Below are 21,414 nucleotides of genomic sequence, written 5' to 3'. Positions count from 1 at the left end.
TGTGTTGAAAAACATTGCCTCTATCTTGCTATAACGCTAGATTATTTAGTGGATAATAGCTAAAACCAAAAAGGCGTATAGTGTATATGAGTTATAAGCCTCACTTAATATCAGAGCAACTCTATTAAGTATTTGTCCTATATTTTTACTTTATGTCATTTAGAAAAGTTTGTTTGTCCTTGGTATCCTTGTTCGCCTATCTTTAGATTTCATTGCTAGACTGAATACCTGCAAATTTATACTTATAACGCTCAACGGAGAATACTAATGACAAACAAACTCACTTCTACGCCCGCTACTTTACTTGAACTTGCTGGTGGTCAATTTGATGCACTTGATTGGTCAAATTGCGCTATCGTCTTTATTGACTATCAAAACGAATACGTCGATGGGGCGATGCCATTGGGGCAAGCTGGTGCTAACGCCATTAAAAATGCGCGTCTGTTATTAGATAAAGCCCGCGCGCAAGACATTCCTATTGTCCATATCGCCCATCACGGCGACGATCATGATAAAGTTTTTGATCCTTTATCATCAAATGTCGATATTGTCGCTGAATTACAACCAAAGACTGGTGAAACCGTCATCGTCAAAAAACATCCTAATGCTTTTTACGATACCAAGCTGCAAACGCTAATAGCAGGCACGCAAAAGCAGCAAATTATTTTCGCAGGTTTTATGAGTCATATGTGTGTCAGCTCAAGCGTCAGAGCGGCGTTTGATTTGGGCTTTGACAGTTTTGTCTGCCATGATGCTTGTGCCACTCGCGCCTTGCCGAATGATAAAAAAGAAGCCATAAGCGCAGAAGTAATGCACGAGACTGCGATGGCCGCATTACAAGATAGATTTGCCGCTTTAGTCACGACCGCCGAATTGGTTGGTGAGTAAATTACTACTCTATAAAGACATAAAACAATTACTTAAATAATTATCGCAAAATTGTGCAAATATATTACCTAAGCCTTGCTCACTGCGCACTCGCCTTGCAATATGCTACACTATTGCGATGGCTCATTAGCCCAAACGATTTAACAGGTATAAGCAATTTAAATAAAACCTGCCGTTTTTATCATGCTAATTTCATAACTCTAATAAGGATAATTATATGAATATTAAATTAACCCAAACCCTACCAAAGACGCATACGCAAAAAATACTTAAAAAAGAAGCCAAAAGCAAAGACGCGGCCTGCCTTGTGGTGCTTATCGATGATAAGAAAAACATCTTAGCTGAAGCCGCATTAAGCGATTATCAAACGCGCATTAAGCAGTTGATGGAAGTATCACATTTTAATGGTAAAGCCTGCGAGACCGTCGCTGATTATGCCTTGGCTGGTGATAAAAAAACGGCGAAAGAAAATCCAGTACAGCTGTTATTGGTCGGTGTTGGTAATATTGATAAGCTTGGTCATAGCGTATTGCAAAAAATTGCCAATACCATTTATCAAAGCACGCAAAAACGCGTCGATTCTATTACCGTCGCCCTAGGTGATGCATTAGAAGAAAATCATTTCGGTCAGTTTGCTTTGAATTTACTAGCAGCAAGCTACCGTTTTGATAAATACAAATCTGAGCAAACCACGCCAGTTTTAACCGATATCTATTTATTGGCTGATGAGTCATTAGAAGCTGCATTAACATTTTCTGAAGCAGTATTCGCCGGTCAAAGCTTAACCCGTGATGTCGCCAATGAGCCGGGTAACATCTGCTTCCCCGCTTATATGGCTGAACAAGCACAAGAATTGGCCACAACCTATCCTGACCTATTAAAAGTCACCGTATTGGGTGAAGATGAGATGTCGGCGCTAGGCATGGGTTGCTTCTTAGCAGTTGCGCAAGGTTCTGCTAAAGAAGGTAAATTGGTACTCATGGAATACCGTGGTAAATCAAACTTTAGCACGGGCTCTAATAAAGGCATCACTAACAGCGCCAAAGTCGCAGGCGGTCTAAAAGCCTTAGCGGATAAACTACCCACCAAACTGCCTAAGAAACCATCTAAAAATGCTGATGCAAATAGCGATGTACAAGTTGCCAATGATGACGCGCCTATCGTCTTAGTCGGTAAGGGCGTGACGTTTGATTCAGGTGGTATCTCAATCAAACCGGGTGCGGCAATGGATGAGATGAAATTTGATATGGGCGGTTCAGCATCGGTACTCGGTACGATTAAAGCTTTGTGTGAAGCGCGTCTACCGATTAACGTCGTTGGTGCCCTTGCTTGTGCGGAAAACATGCCATCAGGTGATGCTACGCGCCCTGGTGATATCGTGAAAGCTATGAACGGCAAATCGGTTGAAATCTTAAATACTGATGCGGAAGGTCGTTTGGTATTAGCCGATACTTTATGCTACGTACAACGCTATAATCCAAAAGCGATTATCGATGTGGCAACGTTGACCGGCGCTTGTGTGGTTGCCTTAGGTCACGTACGCTCAGCGGTATTTAGTAATGACGAAGACGTCTTATTTGAATTAGAAAACGCCAGTCACTTATCGGGCGATTTAATCTGGCATATGCCAATGGATGACGACTATCAAGCGCAGCTTGACTCGCCTATTGCTGATATGCAAAACATCGGTGGTAAAGGCGCTGGTGCTGTGACTGCTGCTTGCTTCTTATCGCGCTTCGTCGAAGAAGGTCAAGCATGGGCGCACTTGGATATCGCTGGTACCGCATGGAATTCAGGTAAAGATAAAGCGGCAACCGGTCGTCCTGTACCATTGTTTATGCAATACCTCAAAAACAGCGCAAACATGGCTTAATCAGTTGTGAATAATTCATTGATGAAGACCAGTTTATGAAAGTTAGTTTTTATGTTTTAAGTGAGAGTAAAGCCCAAGATTTCTTGGGCTTTATTTGTCAGCTAACCCAAACGGCGCTTAATAAAAGCAGCCAGTCGTTACTGATTCTTATCGACAAACAAGATGCCTTGCTATCGACGCTTGATGAAGCACTATGGGCACATGATGCCACAAGCTTTATACCGCATCAGCGGCTTTTAGATTCTAATATTGGTGCTGATACTGATACTGATACTAGCCATAGCGAAAATACGGCTATTAACCCTATCAACAGTCAACCGTTAGCACCCGTTTTATTGAGCAGCTATATGCCAGCCGACTTTAAAGGTATTGTCCTGAATACCACCATCCATCCTGTTAATGACTTTATGGCAGCGACCAATAATGCCCAGCCTACTCGGGTACTTGAGCTGATAAAACCTGATGCCAATAGCGTGCAAGAAGGTCGTCATAAGTATAAGAGTTATCAACAATTAGGCTATGAGCTCACGCACTTTAAAGTTTAATTTATTGATTTTTATCTTTATTTTCTCACCTTGCTAGCGCCCTTTATTTGCCTACCGTGCCACGCTTTTTCACTACCCTATAACCCCATGTCTACGTGGGTGAGAGGTAGGCGCTTATCGCAAAAATGCTACCATCCTTCGATTACTTTTCCGTTCTATTATAAATTTTATATTTATTGACAAAGTCGAGGGTGTATAGATGCGTTCATTGATTGCGATGTATCAGCGTATAGGGCTGGTGCCGCTCATTATTATTGGTTTAATACTGGGGGTTTTGATTGGCTGGCTGGCACCAAATATCGGTATTGCGTTAGGATTATTAGGGACGCTATTTGTCGGGGCGCTAAAAGCGGTCGCGCCGATACTGGTATTTATCTTGGTCATGGCAGCCATTAGCCAACACCGTAGCGGCAATGAAGTGTATGTCAAACCTGTGCTTATTATGTATATGTTCGGCACTTTTTGGCTGCATTAACGGCGGTTGCGGCAAGTTTTTTATTCCCGACAGAGCTGATATTGGTCAATGCCACCATTGAGCAAGTACCACCTGCCAACCTTCAAGAAGTATTGACCAACTTGCTGATGAATTTGGTCGCCAACCCTGTTCAGGCTATCGCTGAAGCCAATTATATTGGTATCTTAGCGTGGGCAATTATCATTGGTTTTGCCCTACGTCAAGCCAGCGATACCGCGCGTACCGTGGTCAGCGATTTTTCTGACGCCATCTCACAAGTGGTCAAATGGGTCATCGCCCTAGCGCCTTTTGGTATTTTAGGCTTGGTTGCCAATACCGTTGCTGAGACAGGCTTTGCCGCGTTGGCGGGCTATGCCCATATCTTGATGGTATTGGTCGGCTGTATGCTATTTATTGCTTTAATCGTCAACCCGCTGATTGTATTGGTTAAAACAGGTAAAACCCTTATCCGTTGGTGTTTGCCTGCTTACGTGAGTCAGGGATTACCGCATTCTTTACCCGTAGTTCAGCGGCCAATATCCCTGTCAATATGAACCTTGCGCGCAAATTGGGTCTACACGAAGACACTTATTCGGTCACCATTCCACTCGGTGCAACCATCAATATGGCAGGCGCTGCTATCACGATTAACGTCTTGACCCTTGCGGCAGCGCATACGCTTGGTATCGAAGTATCGTTTGCATCAGCGCTATTATTAAGTTTGGTCGCGACGATTAGTGCTTGCGGCGCCTCAGGTGTCGCTGGTGGCTCATTACTCTTGATTCCATTAGCAGCAAGCTTATTTAGTATTCCAAACGATATTGCCATGCAAGTAGTGGCACTTGGCTTTATCATCGGTGTGGTGCAGGACTCTGCAGAAACTGCCTTGAACTCATCAACCGACGTTTTATTTACTGCCGCTGCTGATCCAAAATATGCGCGCTAGTTTTTAAAACGATACTTGCAATAATAAAGGGTCTCATTATAGAGACCCTTTTTTGTGTTGAATATTGGGTGATTTATTAATTTAAACAGTGATTTTAAATAACTGCTTTAGACTGTTATTGTAAAAACTATTTTAAATGATCGACATCTACTTCAATCACTGGTGTCTGCATGTCTAGCTGGCGTTTAAATTGACGCAATTGTTCCACCTCATCTAATAGCTCAAGTATCAGTCCAATTGCCGGTACGCTCGCTTCAAAGTCGCGACTTAGGCGTGAGGCACGGCGCACAGTCGTCAATTGATAACCAGTAAATTGCTGACGCTCTGGCACATCATATTCGATGATATTTTCTTCAATCAATTCGATGACCCATTGGCGCTCTTGACCACAGGCAGATACAAGCTCATCTAAGCTCAAGATAATGTCGGTAAATTCAGGCGAGTGTTTCATGGCGATTATCCTCGTTTGCTCTTTATTTTATCGTTATCGTATGGTCTTCATCTCTGCTGTTTGCTTTGTTATATTGCTGCTATTTTCGTAGCTTTTGGCGTTTTTAAATGCGATTTTATTAACGGCTGATATTGGTTTCAGCAAAGGCTTCTTTAAGCTGCTCGTAGGCTTTGGTAGCGGACTCGCTGCTGATATCAGGGTTGACGATGTTTAAGGTTAAATATAAATCGCCCGCTTGCTTAGCAGGAATACCTTTACCTCTTAAACGTAAATTGCTACCTGATTTGCTATTTTTGGGAATCGTCACGCCAAGCGTTCCTGCTGGGGTACTGACGTTAATTTTTCGCCCAGTGCCGCTTCCCATGGCGCTACATTGACCGTCTGATAGACATCAGCGCCTTCGATACGGATATTATCCGCATGACGGATTTTTACCTTTAAAAACAAATCACCGTTTTTACCGCCACCAATACCGGCCGCACCTTGCCCTGCTAAACGAATTTGCTTGCCATCAGTAATGCCTTTTGGAATTTTAATTTTCAAGGTTTTATTTTCGTAATCGACGCTGCCATTTGGCTGGCGAACGGGAACGTTTAATTTAATACTATAGTCATCGCCGCTGTAGACCGAGGACAAATCAACGGTAATCTCTGCATGTTGGTCTTGACCTTGGCTATTTTGCGACCTAAAACCACCCTGCTGCGATTGTCCGCGCGCGCCGCCACCGCCGCCAAAAGCGGAGAAAATATCGTCGAAGCGAAAACCGCCATCGCCATAAGCTTGGCCTTCGCCAAACTGATCTTTGATATCTTCCCAGCGGAAACCGCCTTGTGCGCCGCCAGCAGACTGTCCACCAAAACCGCCTGCACCGCCCTGACCAGCAAAGGGATTGTTGAGCATGGCATCGTATTCCGCCCGCTTATCTTTATCTCTAATGGTTTCATAAGCGTTGTTAATTTCCGCGATTTTATTATCAGCGTCTGGATCGTCGCTGACATCAGGGTGGTATTGCCGCACAAGCTTACGATATTTCTTTTTAATCTCAGCATCTGTGGCGTCTTTTTTGACCCCTAAAATGTCATAGTAATTTTTCTCTGCCATGTTATTTTTCCTTCTTATAGTATTTATTACTGATCATTTATTTAATACATAATATGGGGGCAATGAATGAATATTTCATTTTTAGCATACGGTTGTCATCATCAAAGTTTGACCAGTAATGATGCCAAGCGATACTAGCATTGGTGTTGTCTGCATTGCTTAAAGCATCGTTATTAGCATGCGTCACTGTATTAGCGTTCGTCACTATATTAGCGTTTTTCACTATGATTCTGGCATCATTATTCTTTGACAGCTGTTGCCGTAATGTCATTTTAGTACAAACAATGGAAGCACAGACAGTCTTCTCGTTTAGCGGCAACATGAGATAACTCAGCACTTTGTTTGTCACGCTTAGCGCAAACCAAACTTGATGGCTTTATTTTCATGTTTATCTGTATGTCTATCTGCATATCGTTTTTGATTCATAAACCATCACATTTACCATAGCATAGCTAAGTATGTGCTTGCCAAACTTTGCGCTCGCCTGCCTAAACATAAGAGCTATATCACATAAGAGCTATATCAATCTTCTAGATGGTTAACTAATTACAAAGTGATTATTCTCACAAAACGCCAAATACTGTGATTTCTTCAGAAATAGTAAGAATATAGCAAGATTTTATTACATTATTTTCAATTTTATCTCATTTTCCTTTTTTAAATATTAAAATTATTAAATATAACGCTTTAGCCCTTATATAGTGCATCTTTACGACAGTCCTAACTACATAGGCAGAATTAGTTTTTACATTTACTAAGGCGCTATGACTAACTTTTTTGTTGTAAAAACCACTTTATCAGCACTGGTAGTGCTTATCTATTCACTTAGCCTAATAAATAAGTTTCACAGAATTGGTCATATATACCAAGGTCTACAGGATTAGTAGCAAGACTTAATAATGATCATAAAAACATCTTCTACTACTCTATTATGAGATATTTGAACTGGGGCGTTTTTTACAGAGCCGTAAGAACGAAGTAAGCTCCTTATTGTAAAATACCCATATTATTCAAGCTGATAGGGGCATGGATAACATAGGCAAGAGTATCTGTCTATCTCATCAATAGAAAAAAGGTATTAAATGTCTTATTTAATCAAGTCTTTAGTCATCACTTTATCGCTGCTGCTCAGTACCACCGTTTTTGCCGGCAACACCAGTTACTATGGTAGTAAGTTTCACGGCAAACGTACCGCAAGTGGCAGTATCTTCAATATGAACTCGCTAACCGCCGCGCATAAGACGCTGCCGTTTGGTACGAAGGTGCAAGTGACCAATAAAAAGACAAAGCAGAGCGTGATCGTAAAAATTACCGATAGAGGACCTTTTATTAGAGGTCGCATTTTGGATTTATCGAAAGCCGCTGCTGGTAAAATAAACTGTGAACTTTGTACCACCACCATGAAGATACTATCTTATGGTGATGGTAAATACCGTATGGAATAATGTAATAAAAAAGGGAGAGCTCACGCTCTCCCTTTTTTATGCTCGATGATTTTAAAACACTGGTTTGTATCGCTAAATAATTCTTCAATAGCCTATAGAGTCAGTTTAAAATAAAAAGTTACGGCAGAAATAGTATTCTGCTGGTATAAATCTTCCTCGCTTGCTGTGTGCTTTGCACTCCAGAGGCTACGGAAAATTCATACCAGCAGGGTGTACTTTTAAAGTGAATCTACTACTTCAAAATAATTAATAGTTGCCAACTGACTGCCGCCTATTTAACAGCCGCTTCCATTTCTTCTAGCGTCGTCATCGCGAGCAACAACTTCTCTTCATTATCGCTATGCTGCTGTTGTAACGCCGTCTGCTCATTGAGTAACACCAGTAAATCAGCCTTACGGCTTTCTTCATATAGCCCAGTATCAGCAAGCTTGGTCTCTAAACTGGCCAATTTATCCGTAATCTTAGCCAAGGCTTTTTCTGTGTCTTCAATCTCACGGCGAATAGGCGCGGTAAGTTTGCGTTGCTCAGCGGCCAATTTACGCTGTTCTTCTTTACTAAGCGCAGGCTGAGCAGCTTTTGCTGGGGCAGTAGCAGCTTTACTACTAATTTGATTACTAGCTAAACTGGTGTTTGTTTCACGTGAAACAAACTTCTTATTGTCCTTTTTGCTCTTTTTCTTACTATTGCTTTTATCGGGCGTATTTTCTTGCTTACGCTTTTCGGCAAGCCACTTACCGTAATCGCTGATATCACCATCAAACTCTTCGATTATACCGTCATGGACCAAAAACAGCTCGTCACAGACGTTGGCAATCAGCTCGCGGTCATGCGATACCAGTACCACTGCCCCTTCAAAACCCTGTAAAGCGATGGTCAACGCCTGACGCATTTGTAAGTCTAAATGGTTGGTTGGCTCATCGAGTACAAGCACGTTTGGACGTTGCCAGACGATTAATGCCAAGGTTAAACGTGCACGCTCGCCACCAGAAAACAGCTCGCTTGGCGTGTCGATACGCTCACCGCGAAAGTCAAAGCTGCCGAGGAACGCGCGCAATTCTGCATCAGAAGTTTTGCCCGCTAGGCGGCGTAGCATTTGCATCGGCGTCGCTGCTGCATCCAAAGCATCCATTTGATGCTGGTTAAAGTAGCCAAGCTTTAGGGTATCAGAAACGCGATAGCTGCCTGATAAAATACCGAGCTCGCCAACCAAGGCTTTAATCAAGGTCGATTTACCAGCGCCATTCATCCCAAGCAGGCCAATACGCGTATCCGGCGTCACTTGAATATTGGCATTATGCAGTAGCGCGGTATCGGTATAACCAATATCGGCATTGCTCAGCTCAATCAATGGCGAGCTCATATTTGCCGGCTCATAAAAGCGGAATGAGAACGGGTTGTCCGCCATCATCGGTGACAGCTCCGCCATACGCTCAAGCTGCTTAATACGGCTCTGTGCTTGCTTGGCTTTACTGGCCTTGGCACGGAAACGACGAATAAAGTCATCCAAATGCGCTTTGGTCGCTTGCTGCTTTTCAAACGCTTGCTGCTGCTGCGCCATGCGCTCATGACGGGTACGAATAAACTGCTGATAGTTACCGGTATAAAGGGTGATTTTTTGCTGCTCGACGTGCAAGATATGCCCGACGGTGGCGTCCAAAAACGCTTGGTCATGCGAGATGACGATAACCAAACCGCTAAAAGCGTTAATCCACGTTTCAAGCCAAAGAATGGCATCCAAATCCAAATGGTTGGTTGGTTCATCAAGCAGCATTAAATCTGCGCGGCTCATCAAGGTTTTGGCAAGGTTTAAGCGCATACGCCAACCACCAGAAAAGCCTTCGACGGGCAGCTCATGCTGGCTGGTATTAAAACCAAGACCCGCCATGATTTGTGCCGCTTTGGTCGGGGTACGGTAACCATCAATCTCATCAAACTGCTGATGCAATACGCCAATTTGGTCGTCACTGACACTGCTCAAATCATTTAACGCCGCATTAATCTCATACCACTGCTCATCGCCACTTAAGACATAATCAATCGCCGTTTGGGTACTGGCGCCCACTTCCTGCGCCATGTGCGCCACATGCCAGCTATCAGGAATACTGATTTCGCCTTTATCAAGCGTCACTTCGGTATCACCAGTGCCCATACGCGTCAATAATAAGGCAAATAAGGTTGATTTGCCTGTGCCGTTATTGCCCGTTAAGCCAACTTTATGGCCCGGATGTAGCTGGAAGCTTGCCCCTGCAAACAACTCACGACCATCACGGCGAACACCAACGTCTTTAAATTCGATCATATAATTTCTTCATCTCAACAATAATGTAAAACTTAAGGCAATAAAAAACACACGTCTGGCATGTTTACTGGCGGCTATTATTTCAAACGCTTGCCGCATAGGCAAACAATTAAATAAGTATTTTAAATTCAAACCTTTATACTGCTAAAAACCGCTTGTTATGATAATGAGGCGTAGGCTATTTAAAAGTTTGCAGTTTAAATCACTTTTTTAGTCGTGAACGCTGTTGTTACCCTTGACAAATCAATCATTAGCCCAATTATGCTATACTAGTAAAACACTATTGACATCATGCAGTTAAGTGCTAATAGCCATGTTAGTATGGGCTTCAGCGTATGCCACCATGACAGCTCGATATGAGCGTCTAAAGTCTTAAGCCAAATATGCATACCCCAAACTATGAGTGTCTATATGAATGTCTAAATGTCAAATAGTGACCCAATCTCATTAATGTTACCGTAGCCTATGCGTATCAGCCGCTACGGATCAGTCGCCCTATCCTGTATAAATAGACGACCTCGTATCAATAAAAAACAATATCATTTGATTTTAGCAACTGAGGTAGATATGAACGAATCAACCAACCAATTTAACCCAAGCGCCAGCCAGCCCGTCGACCCGACTGCCTTGAGCTTAACTGACAGTGCTGCACAAAAAGTACGTCGTCTGCGTGAAGAAGAAGGTGACAGCGAGCTTATGCTACGCGTCTATGTGACCGGCGGCGGCTGTTCTGGCTTCTCTTACGGATTTAGATTTGACAGCGACTTAGGCGAAGACGATGCCAACTTCGATAATGGTGATGTGACCTTAGTCGTCGATTCGCTGAGCTATCAGTATCTACAAGGCTCTACGGTTGACTATACCGAAGGCTTGGAAGGTGCGCGCTTTGTGGTCGCCAACCCCAATGCCACCACTTCTTGTGGTTGTGGTTCATCGTTTTCTATCTAAATCAATGATTTTTGAATCATTTTTCTTCATTTTATTAAGGCACCTATCTTATCGTTAGGTGCTTTTTAGTCTACCGCTTTATGAGTAATAGATAATATTAGATAGTTTGATATTGATAAAGCGGTCATGACGCACCATACAAGCTATGAGAAAGTAAAGCCCAAGAAGTACAACCGACCCTCTTTATCTTAAGTTTTTGCGGCTATTTTATCGCCAGTTTTTGCATTAAAACTGCTCGAATCGAACACCGGCAAAGCTTACTGTATTTGTAATTGCACGTGGTTTTTAGGGTCGCTTTGGGCTAAACTGACCTGATTCTCTAACCCCTTTTTGCGGTCGAACCGCCTGTGTTTCGACCGAACATAACTAATAACAACAGATGACTATTATGAGTAATTTTGCGAGCAGCTTTGTCGATTTTGAAATTCCAAACTGGTTTGACAGTCAGCACCTAGCGGGTATGCTCCGCGGTATCGAAAAAGAAGGGCTGCGTGTCAAACCTGATGGTTATTTGGCACAAACGCCGCATCCGACTAAGCTTGGCTCCAAACTTACCCATCCGTTTATCACCACGGATTATTCAGAAAGCCTGCTTGAGCTTATCACTGACCCCAAGACCTCGCCAAAAGAAACCTTAAATATGCTGCGCCAACTGCATTTATTGGTCTATCAAGGTATGCCTGAAGGTGAGCTGATGTGGCCATTATCCATGCCGTGTATGCTGTCGTCCAATGATGAAGATATCCCACTGGCCGATTATGGCAGCTCTAATACCGGTAAGCTGAAAACGCTATATCGTAGTGGACTTGGCATCCGTTATGGTCGCCGTATGCAGACGATTGCTGGTTTACATTATAACCTATCGTTTGGCGATGATTTATTTGCCGCGTGGCAAGCGCAAACGCCAACCGCACAAGACCTGACCCTGACAGAATTTAGAAACGATAAGTATCTGGGATTGATTCGTAACTTTAAACGTCTGACCAGTTTGGTGCTGTATTTATTGGGCGCCAGTCCCAGTGTTTGCCCTTGCTTTGTGTCAGGGGTTGAGCATGACCTTGAGCTGCTCAATGATTCGACCTATTATAAGCCGACTGCGACCAGCCTGCGCATGGGCAAGCTTGGTTATACCAACAGCGTGCAAGAACATCTCGATATCCGCTATAACAATTTACCCGAGTATATCAAGGGGCTACGCCGCGCGATTCAAACCCCGCATGCAAGCTTTGAGAAACTGGGTTTAAATGATGCCGATGGCAACCCGATTCAAATCAATGATCATATTCTACAAATAGAAAATGAATACTATAGCCCTATCCGCCCAAAACAAATCGCCGAAAGTGGCGAGAGCCCAACCGAAGCGCTTGAGCGTCGCGGCATTGCTTACGTTGAGTTTCGCGCCATTGACCTTGACCCTTATAGCGATATTGGTATTCGCTTATCTAGCGCCTGCTTTTTAGAAGTGATGGCGCTATATTGCTTGCTGAGTGATTCGCCAGAGCTGCTGCCTGCAGAGGAAGAAGCGTTGGCTGTTAATCTTGAGCGCGTGGTCAATGAAGGTCGCCGTGAAAACTTACAGATTATTAATAACGGCGCTGAGCAAACTCTAGAAAGCTGGATGCTCACTCATTTAAGCCGGATGCAACCATTGGCAGCCCTGCTTGATGCACATTATGGTGGTAATGACTATCGGGCAGCAGTTGCCTTGATGCAAGGTAAAGCAGGACACTCTGAGTCAACTATTTCGGCGCAGGTTAATTCTGATAGTAAGCGTTTGGGCAGTTTATGGCAGCTTGGCTTTACTTTAGCGCAGCAGCATCGTGAGTCGTTATTACAGCAGACTTTGAGTCCAAACACGCAAGCCAAATATGAAGTACTTGCCGAAAAATCTATCCTACAACAAGCTGAACTTGAAGCCGCTGAAACCGAAGATTTTATGGATTTCTTACAGCAATATCGCTAAATTTTTATAATTTTACCTTTCATCAATAAGCACTTTATAAGAGTATGCGCCCCATGCGACAGCTGACCACTTACCGTAATCTGCAAGTGTTTTTAGTGATAATGACCGTAATAGGCATGAGTTTTGCGCTGTTTTTTTTACAGCGTTATATGGGGTTTTCGCCTTGTCCGCTGTGTATCTTTCAGCGTATTGGGCTGATGGTGATGGGCGGCTTTGCGCTCATCGCGGCGGTATTTAATCCAAAATCAATGGTGACACGCTTGCTACTATGGCTGGGTAGCTTGGCAGGTATTGGCTGGGCTGCGATAGTAGCAGGGCGTCATGTTTGGCTACAGCATCTACCTGCTGACCAAGTACCGTCATGTGGCCCAGGTTTAGATTACTGGCTCGATACCCTCCCTATGCAGCAGGTATTAAAAGAAGTGTTTGCCGGTTCTGGTGAATGTGCTTCTATCGAATGGACGTTTATGGGGCTGAGTATCCCTGAGCAATCTTTGATTTTATTTAGTATTTTGATATTAACGCATGTGCTTATATTGTGGCGTATCATTCATCCTACGCGCTAGCATGCTTTTATAAGCCGTTTCGCTTTAATGAATAACCAACTAAAACCGTCATGCTTAATCACGCTGACGGTTTTTTTGCGCTTTTTTTATATCTTATTTTGCAGCTGATAAAGGCATTTATTCGCCCTTATGATTATAGAGTTTACCTAAAGAGCCTCCTTAGTCACTTTTACACTTTGATATCTTTGCAGGGTTTATTTACCCTATTGGAATAAGAGACGGCTTTATAACGCTTTAATCGTATATAGAAAGCGTTGTAATGCGAGTGTTTATAGGGCTGGAACGCGCTACTATTTATTTACCCGCTTACTCTTCTCACATAAATTAACGAAGTCAAGGTCGCACACTTTAGCTATTGCCGTTAAGCTTGTTGTTCTTATCTTCTTTGATTTCTCTCAAAGCTTTAGCTCATTTATTATACTGATAGCGTCTGGCCATACTATTTAAAAAACTGTTTTTGGTAATACTATGATAACTTTTTGGTCTACTTCCTTCTCTACTATTACGGCTATCAGACGCTGTATGCGCCCATTATTGGCGTTACCCGTCTGTTTGTTGCTGATGAGCTGTGACAGTGCGTCCTCATCTACCAATAATAAAACGACGCAAGGTGCGCCGATTAACGCTCCGCAGCAAGCTGAGGTGCCAAACGATGAGTCTCAAAAGAGTAGTGCTAACAAGGTAGCAGATAAGGCAAATAGCGAAGAAGGCACCTCGCTTATTGCGGCGGCCAATATAAATGATAATGCTCGTCGTACGCCGATGATTTCTGCATCAAATAACGAAAGCACGCTACAGGCAACCTTAATGGGTGATTATGGCGGCATCGTGCCATGCGAATCTTGCGCTAATATCGATATTACCCTAAACCTGTTTTCTGATGGCTCCGTACTAAAAACCAGTATCTTTAATCACGCAGAACCTGCGCGCGCGCCTTTGCTAGAATCTGGCGTCTATCGCCAAGATGACGATATGATTACGATTGTTTATGAGAGAAAAAATATCGAAACCTACCATATCAAAGACAACCTTTTGATTAGGTTAGACGCGGATAAAAATCCTGATGATGACTATAGCTTGGCGCGCAAATAAACGTGTCAATGGATAAGCACATAACGCCTACTTGCTAGGCGTTTTTTATTGGTCATCTTCTGGTGTTTACTTTACAATGAGGGCATGATTTATTGCTTGGTTGCCATGCTAATATTAGGCAGACCACTGATATTTATCAATACGAAATACAACCAAACAAAATAACGCTATATAAAATAACAGCATACAAAACAGAACCATTACTCATGATACTTAGCTTGAGTGCCTTCTAAAATTAATCGTGACAGATACCCTAACTTTTAGAAAGACTCGAAACCCTTTACCCTTCTCATTTAAGCTCGTACGGAACGTCTATGCATATTCATATTCTTGGTATTTGTGGTACTTTTATGGGCTCGCTGGCATTATTGGCGCGTGCGCTCGGGCATACGGTCACGGGTTCAGACGCCAATGTTTATCCGCCGATGTCTACCCAACTTGAAAATGCAGGCGTCACGATTGCCGAAGGCTATCTGGTAGAACATTTGCAACCAGCGCCTGATTTGGTGGTGGTTGGTAACGCCATGAAACGTGGCATGGATGTCATCGAATATATGCTAGATAGCGGCCTGCGCTACACCTCAGGCCCACAATTTTTATCTGAGCAAGTGCTGCAATCGCGCCACGTCATCGCGGTAGCAGGTACGCATGGTAAGACCACAACGACGACCATGCTGGCATGGATACTACATTATGCAGGTATTGATGCAGGGTTCTTGATTGGCGGCGTGCCATTGGTCGATACCACTGATGAACATTTACAGCAAGTCTTTGCCCACAGCAGCTACTTGGGCGCTGAAAAAAATAATGATGACGCAGAAAAAACGGGTTACTTTGTTATCGAAGCCGATGAGTACGATTCAGCGTTTTTTGATAAGCGCTCAAAGTTCGTCCATTATCGTCCGCGTACGGCGATTTTAAACAATCTTGAATTTGATCATGCCGATATTTTCGCCGACCTAAACGCCATCCAAACCCAGTTTCATCATATGGTGCGCATGATTCCAAGCACAGGCAAAATCATTATGCCAGCGGCGACTATCAGTTTAGAAGACACTTTGGCAAAAGGCGTTTGGACACCGATTTGGCGTACTGCCGTGCTGGATTCAGCGGCAGATAACACCAATACAGAAGAGCAGACGTTAAAAAATAGCAGCGACTGGCAAGCTGAGCTTATCAGCGCCGATGGTGGGAAGTTTAGCGTCAGTTCTGCAGCTGATAAAGAAGCCGCGGGAATCATCGAATGGTCAATGAGCGGCATTCATAATGTCAATAATGCCTTGGTTGCGGTCGCCGCCGCTTATAATGTTGGTGTCGATGTCAAAACCGCCTGCGCCGCATTGTCAGCCTTTGCCGGTATCAAACGCCGTATGGAGCTGATTGGCGATGTAAATGACATCTTGGTGTTTGATGATTTCGCCCATCATCCGACCGCCATTACCACCACCTTAGATGGTGCAAAAAAGAAACTGGCAGACAGACGGATTTGGGCGATTATTGAGCCGCGCAGCAACACCATGAAAATGGGCATCCATCAAGACAGCTTGGCTGAGTCCGCTGCCCTCGCCGACCATACGTTATGGTATGAGCCTACGGGACTTGAGTGGGGCTTAAGAGAAGTCATCGAAAATGCCAATATGGTAAATCCAAATATGGGTAACCAACAGGTACTTTCTAGCGTCGATGCTATTATCGAGCATATCAGCACTCATGCTAAGGCGGGTGATGCTATTGTGATTATGTCAAACGGTGGCTTTGAAGGTATTCATCAGCGTCTATTGACAGCTCTACGCACCCAATAAGACTTTGTTAAAAAACAAAAGGCATTGAAAATGCTTTTTAAAAGCGCGGTTCGTTTAACGAGCGGCGCTTTTTTTATGTCTGATTATCTCCAATAAAAATCCTACCTCGCTTCTATCACTTCTATCACTTAATTTTCCCTAACTTGTCCCCCTAACTTGCCTATGTTACTGCGTTCCATTAAATAAAACCTCTCTCTTAGAACGCTGTACATTAGCACTACTAACTATTAAGTCTGTTAGCGACTTTACTACCTTTGTAACCTACTGTTTACCTATCTCATCTGCTTAATAGCAAATATGGCTTTTTCCTCACATAGCCCGTACACAGATAACATTTTGTGCTTACTTTTTGGTTTCAGGAATGACTACAATGAATTCATTAAAAGAAAGCAATATAAATAAGTAACACATTATAAATGACAACATAAATGGCAACATATTAGGAGAATAAAATGAGCTTTATTTGGATGATTATTGTAGGTCTGGTCGCAGGTTTATTGGCACGTGCTATCAAGCCAGGTAGCGACCCTATGGGTTGGATTATGACCATCGTTTTGGGTATCGTTGGCGCGATGCTAGGTGGTTTCGTTGCAGGCTTAATCGGTATCAATGCTGATGGCGGCTTTATCGGTCTTATCTTCTCAGTAATCGGTGCGATTATCTTACTGTTTATCTATGAGATGATTATGAGTAAGCGCAACGTATAATATTATTTTAGTTTTGATGTATTTCAATTTAAATGGATTTTAATTTAGATGTCAGCTGACTTAGCTACCAATTTAATTGAGCATTTAACAATCTACATCGTAAAGAAATAATAAAGAAAAGGTCTTGCTCGATGCAGGACCTTTTTTATGGCGCGGGTTTTATTTTTTACATTCTGTCTTAACGATTAATCATAAGTTTTGCTTATGTTATCAAACAAGGATATAAAGCGTCGTGTATTGATAAGCATTACTTTTGTCCCCATTTATCTTATAATATCAGACCTATTTTATCTTTATCATTGAGGTGAGCCCTATGGCGTTACTCCCTATTTTAAGTTATCCCGACCCGCGCTTGCGCAAGATTGCCAAGCCTGTCAAGGAAGTCACGGCTGAAATCAAAACCTTAATCGCCGATATGATTGAGACGATGTATGATGCCCAAGGTATTGGTTTGGCAGCAAGCCAAGTCGATCGCCATATTCAGCTTATCGTGATGGATTTATCTGAAGATAAAGACAGCCCAAGGGTATTTATTAATCCTAAAGTCACGCCATTGGTAGAAGAAAAGCAGCCATACGAAGAGGGTTGTTTGTCGGTACCTGAAGTCTATGATAAGGTTGAGCGTCCTAATAAGGTGCGTATCGAAGCCTTAGATGAGAATGGCAATAAGATTGATGAAGAAGTCGAAGGCTTACTTGCCGTTTGCATTCAACATGAGATGGACCACTTAAATGGGGTCATCTTCGTCGATTATTTATCGCGTCTTAAGCAAACTCGTGCGCGTGATAAAGTCCGTAAAGTGCTTAAAATACGCGAAAAACAGGGTGAACAAATCGCGGATAAACAGCCGCAAACGACCAGCTCTTAATTTATTCATTTTTTAAGCCGTGTTTGCTGTCATTTTATTATCATTAAGAAATATCGTTAATAAATTACGATGGTCGTTAAGTGTTATTAATAACAAGACTTACGATAATAAGCTTATGACGTTGATATTGGTTTTTACTCTCTGACGTTTTTATTCTCTGACATCTAGTGTCTTCATTAAAGGTTTCCAACCATGACCATGATCAAAATTGACCAATATTTTGACCCTGCCGGCTGGCAGAAATTCACCAAAGCTGCCGAAGGTCGCGAAACCCCGTTTTTGGTCGTCGACCTTAGCCGTATTAAAACCAAATATGCGGAAATGGTCGGTTTTTTCCCGAAAGCGAAAATTCATTATGCAATGAAGGCAAGCCCTGCGGTTGAAGTGATTAACTTGCTTGCTGAGCTTGGTTCAAACTTTGACTGTGCGTCAATCTACGAGCTTGATCGTGTGCTCGATTGCGGCGTTGAGCCATCACGTATCTCTTATGGCAATACCATTAAAAAAGCGCAGCATGTGAAGTATGCTTTTGATAAAGGTATTGATTTATATGCAACCGACTCAGAAGCGGATTTAAAAAATATCGCTAAGCACGCGCCTGGTTCAAGAATATTTGTGCGCATCTTAGTACAAGGGTCTGAAACCGCTGAATGGCCGCTATCACGTAAATTTGGTTGCCATCCAAATATGGCGATTGACCTGTTGATACAAGCACGTGATTTAGGCTTAGTGCCGTATGGCATCTCGTTCCACGTCGGCAGCCAGCAAAAAGACGTTGCTGCTTGGGATGATGCGCTTGCCAAGGTCAAATATATGTTTGACTGGATGAAAAATGAAGAAGGCATTAAGCTGCAAATGATTAATTTAGGTGGCGGCTTTCCAGCGAACTATATCAGCGAAGTCAATCCGGTAAAAGTCTACGCGGAAGAGATTACCCGTTATCTGACCGATGATTATAATGAAGATGAAATGCCTGATATTATTTTAGAACCCGGTCGCTCATTAGTTGGTGGTTCGGGTGTATTGGTCAGTGATGTGGTACTTATCTCACGTAAATCAGATACGGATTTGACGCGCTGGGTCTATACCGATGTGGGCTTATTCCAAGGCTTAATCGAGACTTTGGGTGAAGCCATTAAATACCCTGTTTATACGCCTAAAATGGAAACGTCAACCAGCGAAGGCACGGTTGTATTAGCCGGTCCAACTTGCGACTCAACCGATATCATGTATGAAGAAGCCGGTTATCAGTTGCCAGAAGAGCTTGAGATTGGCGATAAAATCTTTTGGTTAACCACGGGCGCGTATACCAACTCGTATTCGTCGGTTGAGTTCAATGGTTTCCCGCCGTTAGAAGTGATTTATATTGATTAGTTTTTAAACAATCAATGTCAATAAAAAAGCGCGGTACTGTGATAAACAGTGCCGCGCTTTTTTGTGTCTATTTTAATATGTTCAGTGAGGTGGCGTTAGTAAATACTAACTACTGCACTAAGAGCGAGATAGGCACACTATTGCTGCTAATAACTCGATTACTGCCATAACCTGAGCTTTGGCTTTGATTATTTTGTGAGATTTGTCCAATATTGACCCATTGCCCGCGTGGCACGATGATGGTGCTATGCAATCTTTGCCCTTGCACGCTACTGTTATTATTATAACTATAACGATTATAAGAAGGATTAGCGCGCACGAGCTGTTCTTCAACTTGGGATAATGTTACTTCTACTTGCCCATTTGGCAATAGCCTTGGCGTAACGGCAATCCCTTGGGTTGTTGGTAATAATACTTGCTGCTGAATAACAATCTGTCCGGACGGGCCATGATAAATCGGATAGGCTGGATAATTTGGATAACTATTAGCGATATAGGTTTGGTTTAGTGAGTACAGCGTGCCTGTGCTAATGCTTGCTGCACTGCCAGACAACGTTTGTACCTGATATAAATTATTACCTTGGTACTGACTGCTACGTTGGTTAATCATTCCTGTGCCCTGAATACCGCGATTGCTAATAATGACCTGACCTTGCTGGATATTACCTTGGGATTGACTATTATTACCGACACGTACTGCAACGGTCAACGCTTGTGGTTGACCATCGATCTGGCTTAGTAATTGTTGTACGGCTTGATAATTAGCCGCAGTGGTATGCAATACTAACTTATCTTGATAAGTCGACACCGTGCCGCCGTCGCGACTGGCATTTAACTGCTGACGAACGGCTGGTAATAAGGACTCACCGCCATAGGTATGAATCACATAGGTTTGATAAACAGCAGCTTGTACGACTATTGGCACTACGGTCAAACTTAAGGTAAATGCTATCGGGAGCGCATAATTTATGGTTTTGGCCGTTTTGATATTTTTAATAGTGTTAAGTATAGCCACTGTGCAACCAAAACGCGCTATTAGATTTTCACTAAACTTATTCATAACTGACCTCTAGCAATAGTTAAACGCTATCAAAAGCCATATCAAGTAGCCATTAAGCAACAAGCAAAAAAACTTAGTAATTCAAATCTTTCTGGTTTAAAACCTACATTTAGAAACTAGTCATTTAATCCTAAAACATCTTGCATATTATATTGACCAACTTCCTGCTTAATAACCCAAGTTGCCGCACGTACCGCACCAGCGGCAAAGGTCATACGTGCACGCGCACGGTGGGTAATTTCAACCACTTCACCATCTGCAATAAACATCACGGTATGATCGCCGATGATTTCACCGCCACGTATCGCATGAATACCAATCGTACCGGCTTTACGCTCGCCGGTCTGCCCTTCGCGGCCATAAACGGCAACGTCCTTTAGGTTTTGCCCGCGCGCCTCTGCGACCGCTTCTGCCATCATATAAGCCGTACCCGATGGCGCATCGATTTTATGCTTATGATGGGCTTCGATGACCTCTACATCAGCATCACTGCCAAAGGCTTTCGCCGCCATACCGAGCAATTTTAAGGACAGATTGACGCCTGTTGAATAATTACCGGCATAGACGATAGCGATTTGCTTACTTGCTTCTGCCAGCACCTGCTCTTGCTGTTCATTAAAGCCTGTGGTGCCAATCACCATCGCAACCTTATTCGCCGCGCAGATTTGCATATTTTGTTCGGTCGCATCAGGCAAGCTAAAATCAATCAGCACATCAATGTCATTAATAACGGCTTTTAAATCATCGACAATCTGCACATCTAGACGACCAATCGCTGCGACTTCGCCAGCATCGGCACCGACAAGGCTTGAACCTTGACGTTCAATCGCCGCGTTTAGTGTTGTTTGCGGGTTTTCCTGTACGGCTTCGATAAGCATACGCCCCATACGACCACCAGCACCAATAACGCCGACGTTAATACTTTGTCTATTTTCTTGCTGACTCATATAACTACCCTAGATATTTTATTTTTGATAGGTTGGTTTTTAAATTTATGAGGTTAAGTTTAACAAATATAATGTATAAATGGTT

17 protein-coding genes and 2 pseudogenes are annotated in these 21,414 nt (G+C 43.0%); 13 read left to right on the top strand and 6 right to left on the bottom strand.

Translation table 11 applies throughout. The features are described from left to right. Window positions 1-267: 267 nt before the first annotated feature. The 4 genes and pseudogenes from JMX94_RS06380 to sstT all read left to right on the top strand — a co-directional run bounded on the left by JMX94_RS06380 (window position 268) and on the right by sstT (window position 4,706). The gene (locus tag JMX94_RS06380; RefSeq protein ID WP_201564254.1) at window positions 268-888 is read left to right on the top strand and encodes a cysteine hydrolase family protein; all 621 of its coding nucleotides are present in this window, start codon (window positions 268-270) and stop codon (window positions 886-888) included. Window positions 889-1,105: 217 nt separating this feature from the next. After that, complete coding sequence (locus JMX94_RS06375) at window positions 1,106-2,761, top strand: leucyl aminopeptidase (protein WP_201564252.1); 1,656 nt, start codon at window positions 1,106-1,108, stop codon at window positions 2,759-2,761. A 35-nt stretch (window positions 2,762-2,796) separates the two neighbouring features. Beyond that, window positions 2,797-3,306 (top strand): DNA polymerase III subunit chi, encoded by a 510-nt coding sequence (locus JMX94_RS06370; RefSeq protein WP_201564250.1) that lies wholly within the window; start codon window positions 2,797-2,799, stop codon window positions 3,304-3,306. A gap of 199 nt (window positions 3,307-3,505) precedes the next feature. Continuing rightward, window positions 3,506-4,706 (top strand): annotated as a pseudogene (sstT, locus tag JMX94_RS06365) (serine/threonine transporter SstT). A gap of 127 nt (window positions 4,707-4,833) precedes the next feature. On the opposite strand, the gene JMX94_RS06360 reads toward sstT, so the two are convergent. The 3 genes and pseudogenes from JMX94_RS06360 to JMX94_RS06350 form a co-directional block, all read right to left on the bottom strand. Next, complete coding sequence (locus JMX94_RS06360; RefSeq protein WP_201564015.1) at window positions 4,834-5,157, bottom strand: chaperone modulator CbpM; 324 nt, start codon at window positions 5,155-5,157, stop codon at window positions 4,834-4,836. A gap of 118 nt (window positions 5,158-5,275) precedes the next feature. Next, window positions 5,276-6,258, bottom strand: a pseudogene (locus JMX94_RS06355) (DnaJ C-terminal domain-containing protein). A 37-nt stretch (window positions 6,259-6,295) separates the two neighbouring features. Continuing rightward, window positions 6,296-6,463 (bottom strand): hypothetical protein, encoded by a 168-nt coding sequence (locus JMX94_RS06350; RefSeq protein WP_201564248.1) that lies wholly within the window; start codon window positions 6,461-6,463, stop codon window positions 6,296-6,298. Between the two features lie 877 nt (window positions 6,464-7,340). Here JMX94_RS06350 and JMX94_RS06345 point away from each other — a divergent pair. After that, window positions 7,341-7,703, top strand: a complete 363-nt coding sequence (locus tag JMX94_RS06345) for a septal ring lytic transglycosylase RlpA family protein (RefSeq protein WP_201564246.1) — start codon at window positions 7,341-7,343, stop codon at window positions 7,701-7,703. A 271-nt stretch (window positions 7,704-7,974) separates the two neighbouring features. Here JMX94_RS06345 and JMX94_RS06340 read toward each other — a convergent pair whose 3' ends face one another. Then, window positions 7,975-10,002: an ATP-binding cassette domain-containing protein gene (locus tag JMX94_RS06340; RefSeq protein ID WP_201564244.1), complete on the bottom strand. Its 2,028-nt coding sequence runs from the start codon at window positions 10,000-10,002 to the stop codon at window positions 7,975-7,977. 567 nt (window positions 10,003-10,569) lie between these two features. Here JMX94_RS06340 and erpA point away from each other — a divergent pair. The 8 genes from erpA (at window position 10,570) to JMX94_RS06300 (ending at window position 19,322) form a co-directional block, all read left to right on the top strand. Beyond that, window positions 10,570-10,950, top strand: coding sequence for an iron-sulfur cluster insertion protein ErpA (erpA, locus tag JMX94_RS06335; protein WP_201564242.1), 381 nt, complete (start codon window positions 10,570-10,572; stop codon window positions 10,948-10,950). Between the two features lie 388 nt (window positions 10,951-11,338). Beyond that, window positions 11,339-12,913, top strand: coding sequence for a glutamate--cysteine ligase (gene gshA / locus JMX94_RS06330; protein ID WP_201564240.1), 1,575 nt, complete (start codon window positions 11,339-11,341; stop codon window positions 12,911-12,913). Between the two features lie 53 nt (window positions 12,914-12,966). Further along, entirely contained in the window at window positions 12,967-13,479 is a 513-nt protein-coding gene (locus JMX94_RS06325) for a disulfide bond formation protein B (RefSeq protein ID WP_201564238.1), read from the top strand. A 468-nt stretch (window positions 13,480-13,947) separates the two neighbouring features. Continuing rightward, window positions 13,948-14,571, top strand: a complete 624-nt coding sequence (locus tag JMX94_RS06320; protein ID WP_201564236.1) for a copper resistance protein NlpE N-terminal domain-containing protein — start codon at window positions 13,948-13,950, stop codon at window positions 14,569-14,571. Window positions 14,572-14,885: 314 nt separating this feature from the next. Beyond that, window positions 14,886-16,373, top strand: coding sequence for a UDP-N-acetylmuramate:L-alanyl-gamma-D-glutamyl-meso-diaminopimelate ligase (gene mpl, locus JMX94_RS06315; RefSeq protein WP_201564234.1), 1,488 nt, complete (start codon window positions 14,886-14,888; stop codon window positions 16,371-16,373). A gap of 452 nt (window positions 16,374-16,825) precedes the next feature. Next, window positions 16,826-17,080 (top strand): GlsB/YeaQ/YmgE family stress response membrane protein, encoded by a 255-nt coding sequence (locus JMX94_RS06310; protein WP_201564232.1) that lies wholly within the window; start codon window positions 16,826-16,828, stop codon window positions 17,078-17,080. Window positions 17,081-17,393: 313 nt separating this feature from the next. Next, entirely contained in the window at window positions 17,394-17,948 is a 555-nt protein-coding gene (gene def / locus JMX94_RS06305) for a peptide deformylase (protein ID WP_201564230.1), read from the top strand. A 198-nt stretch (window positions 17,949-18,146) separates the two neighbouring features. Further along, entirely contained in the window at window positions 18,147-19,322 is a 1,176-nt protein-coding gene (locus tag JMX94_RS06300) for a type III PLP-dependent enzyme (protein ID WP_201564383.1), read from the top strand. Window positions 19,323-19,431: 109 nt separating this feature from the next. On the opposite strand, the gene JMX94_RS06295 is transcribed toward JMX94_RS06300, so the two are convergent. Both JMX94_RS06295 and dapB read right to left on the bottom strand, forming a co-directional pair. Further along, window positions 19,432-20,382: a hypothetical protein gene (locus JMX94_RS06295; protein WP_201564228.1), complete on the bottom strand. Its 951-nt coding sequence runs from the start codon at window positions 20,380-20,382 to the stop codon at window positions 19,432-19,434. A gap of 116 nt (window positions 20,383-20,498) precedes the next feature. Beyond that, window positions 20,499-21,329 carry a 4-hydroxy-tetrahydrodipicolinate reductase gene (gene dapB, locus JMX94_RS06290; RefSeq protein ID WP_201564226.1) on the bottom strand — a complete coding sequence of 277 codons (831 nt, stop codon included), beginning with the start codon at window positions 21,327-21,329 and terminating at the stop codon, window positions 20,499-20,501. Between the last annotated feature and the right edge of the window lie 85 nt (window positions 21,330-21,414).

Origin of the sequence: Psychrobacter sp. CMS30, from assembly GCF_904846565.1 — a bacterium.
In the GTDB taxonomy this organism is placed as follows: domain Bacteria; phylum Pseudomonadota; class Gammaproteobacteria; order Pseudomonadales; family Moraxellaceae; genus Psychrobacter; species Psychrobacter maritimus.
The sequence above is the reverse complement of the archived record's forward strand: the minus strand, read 5'-3'. Positions and strand labels throughout refer to the sequence as shown.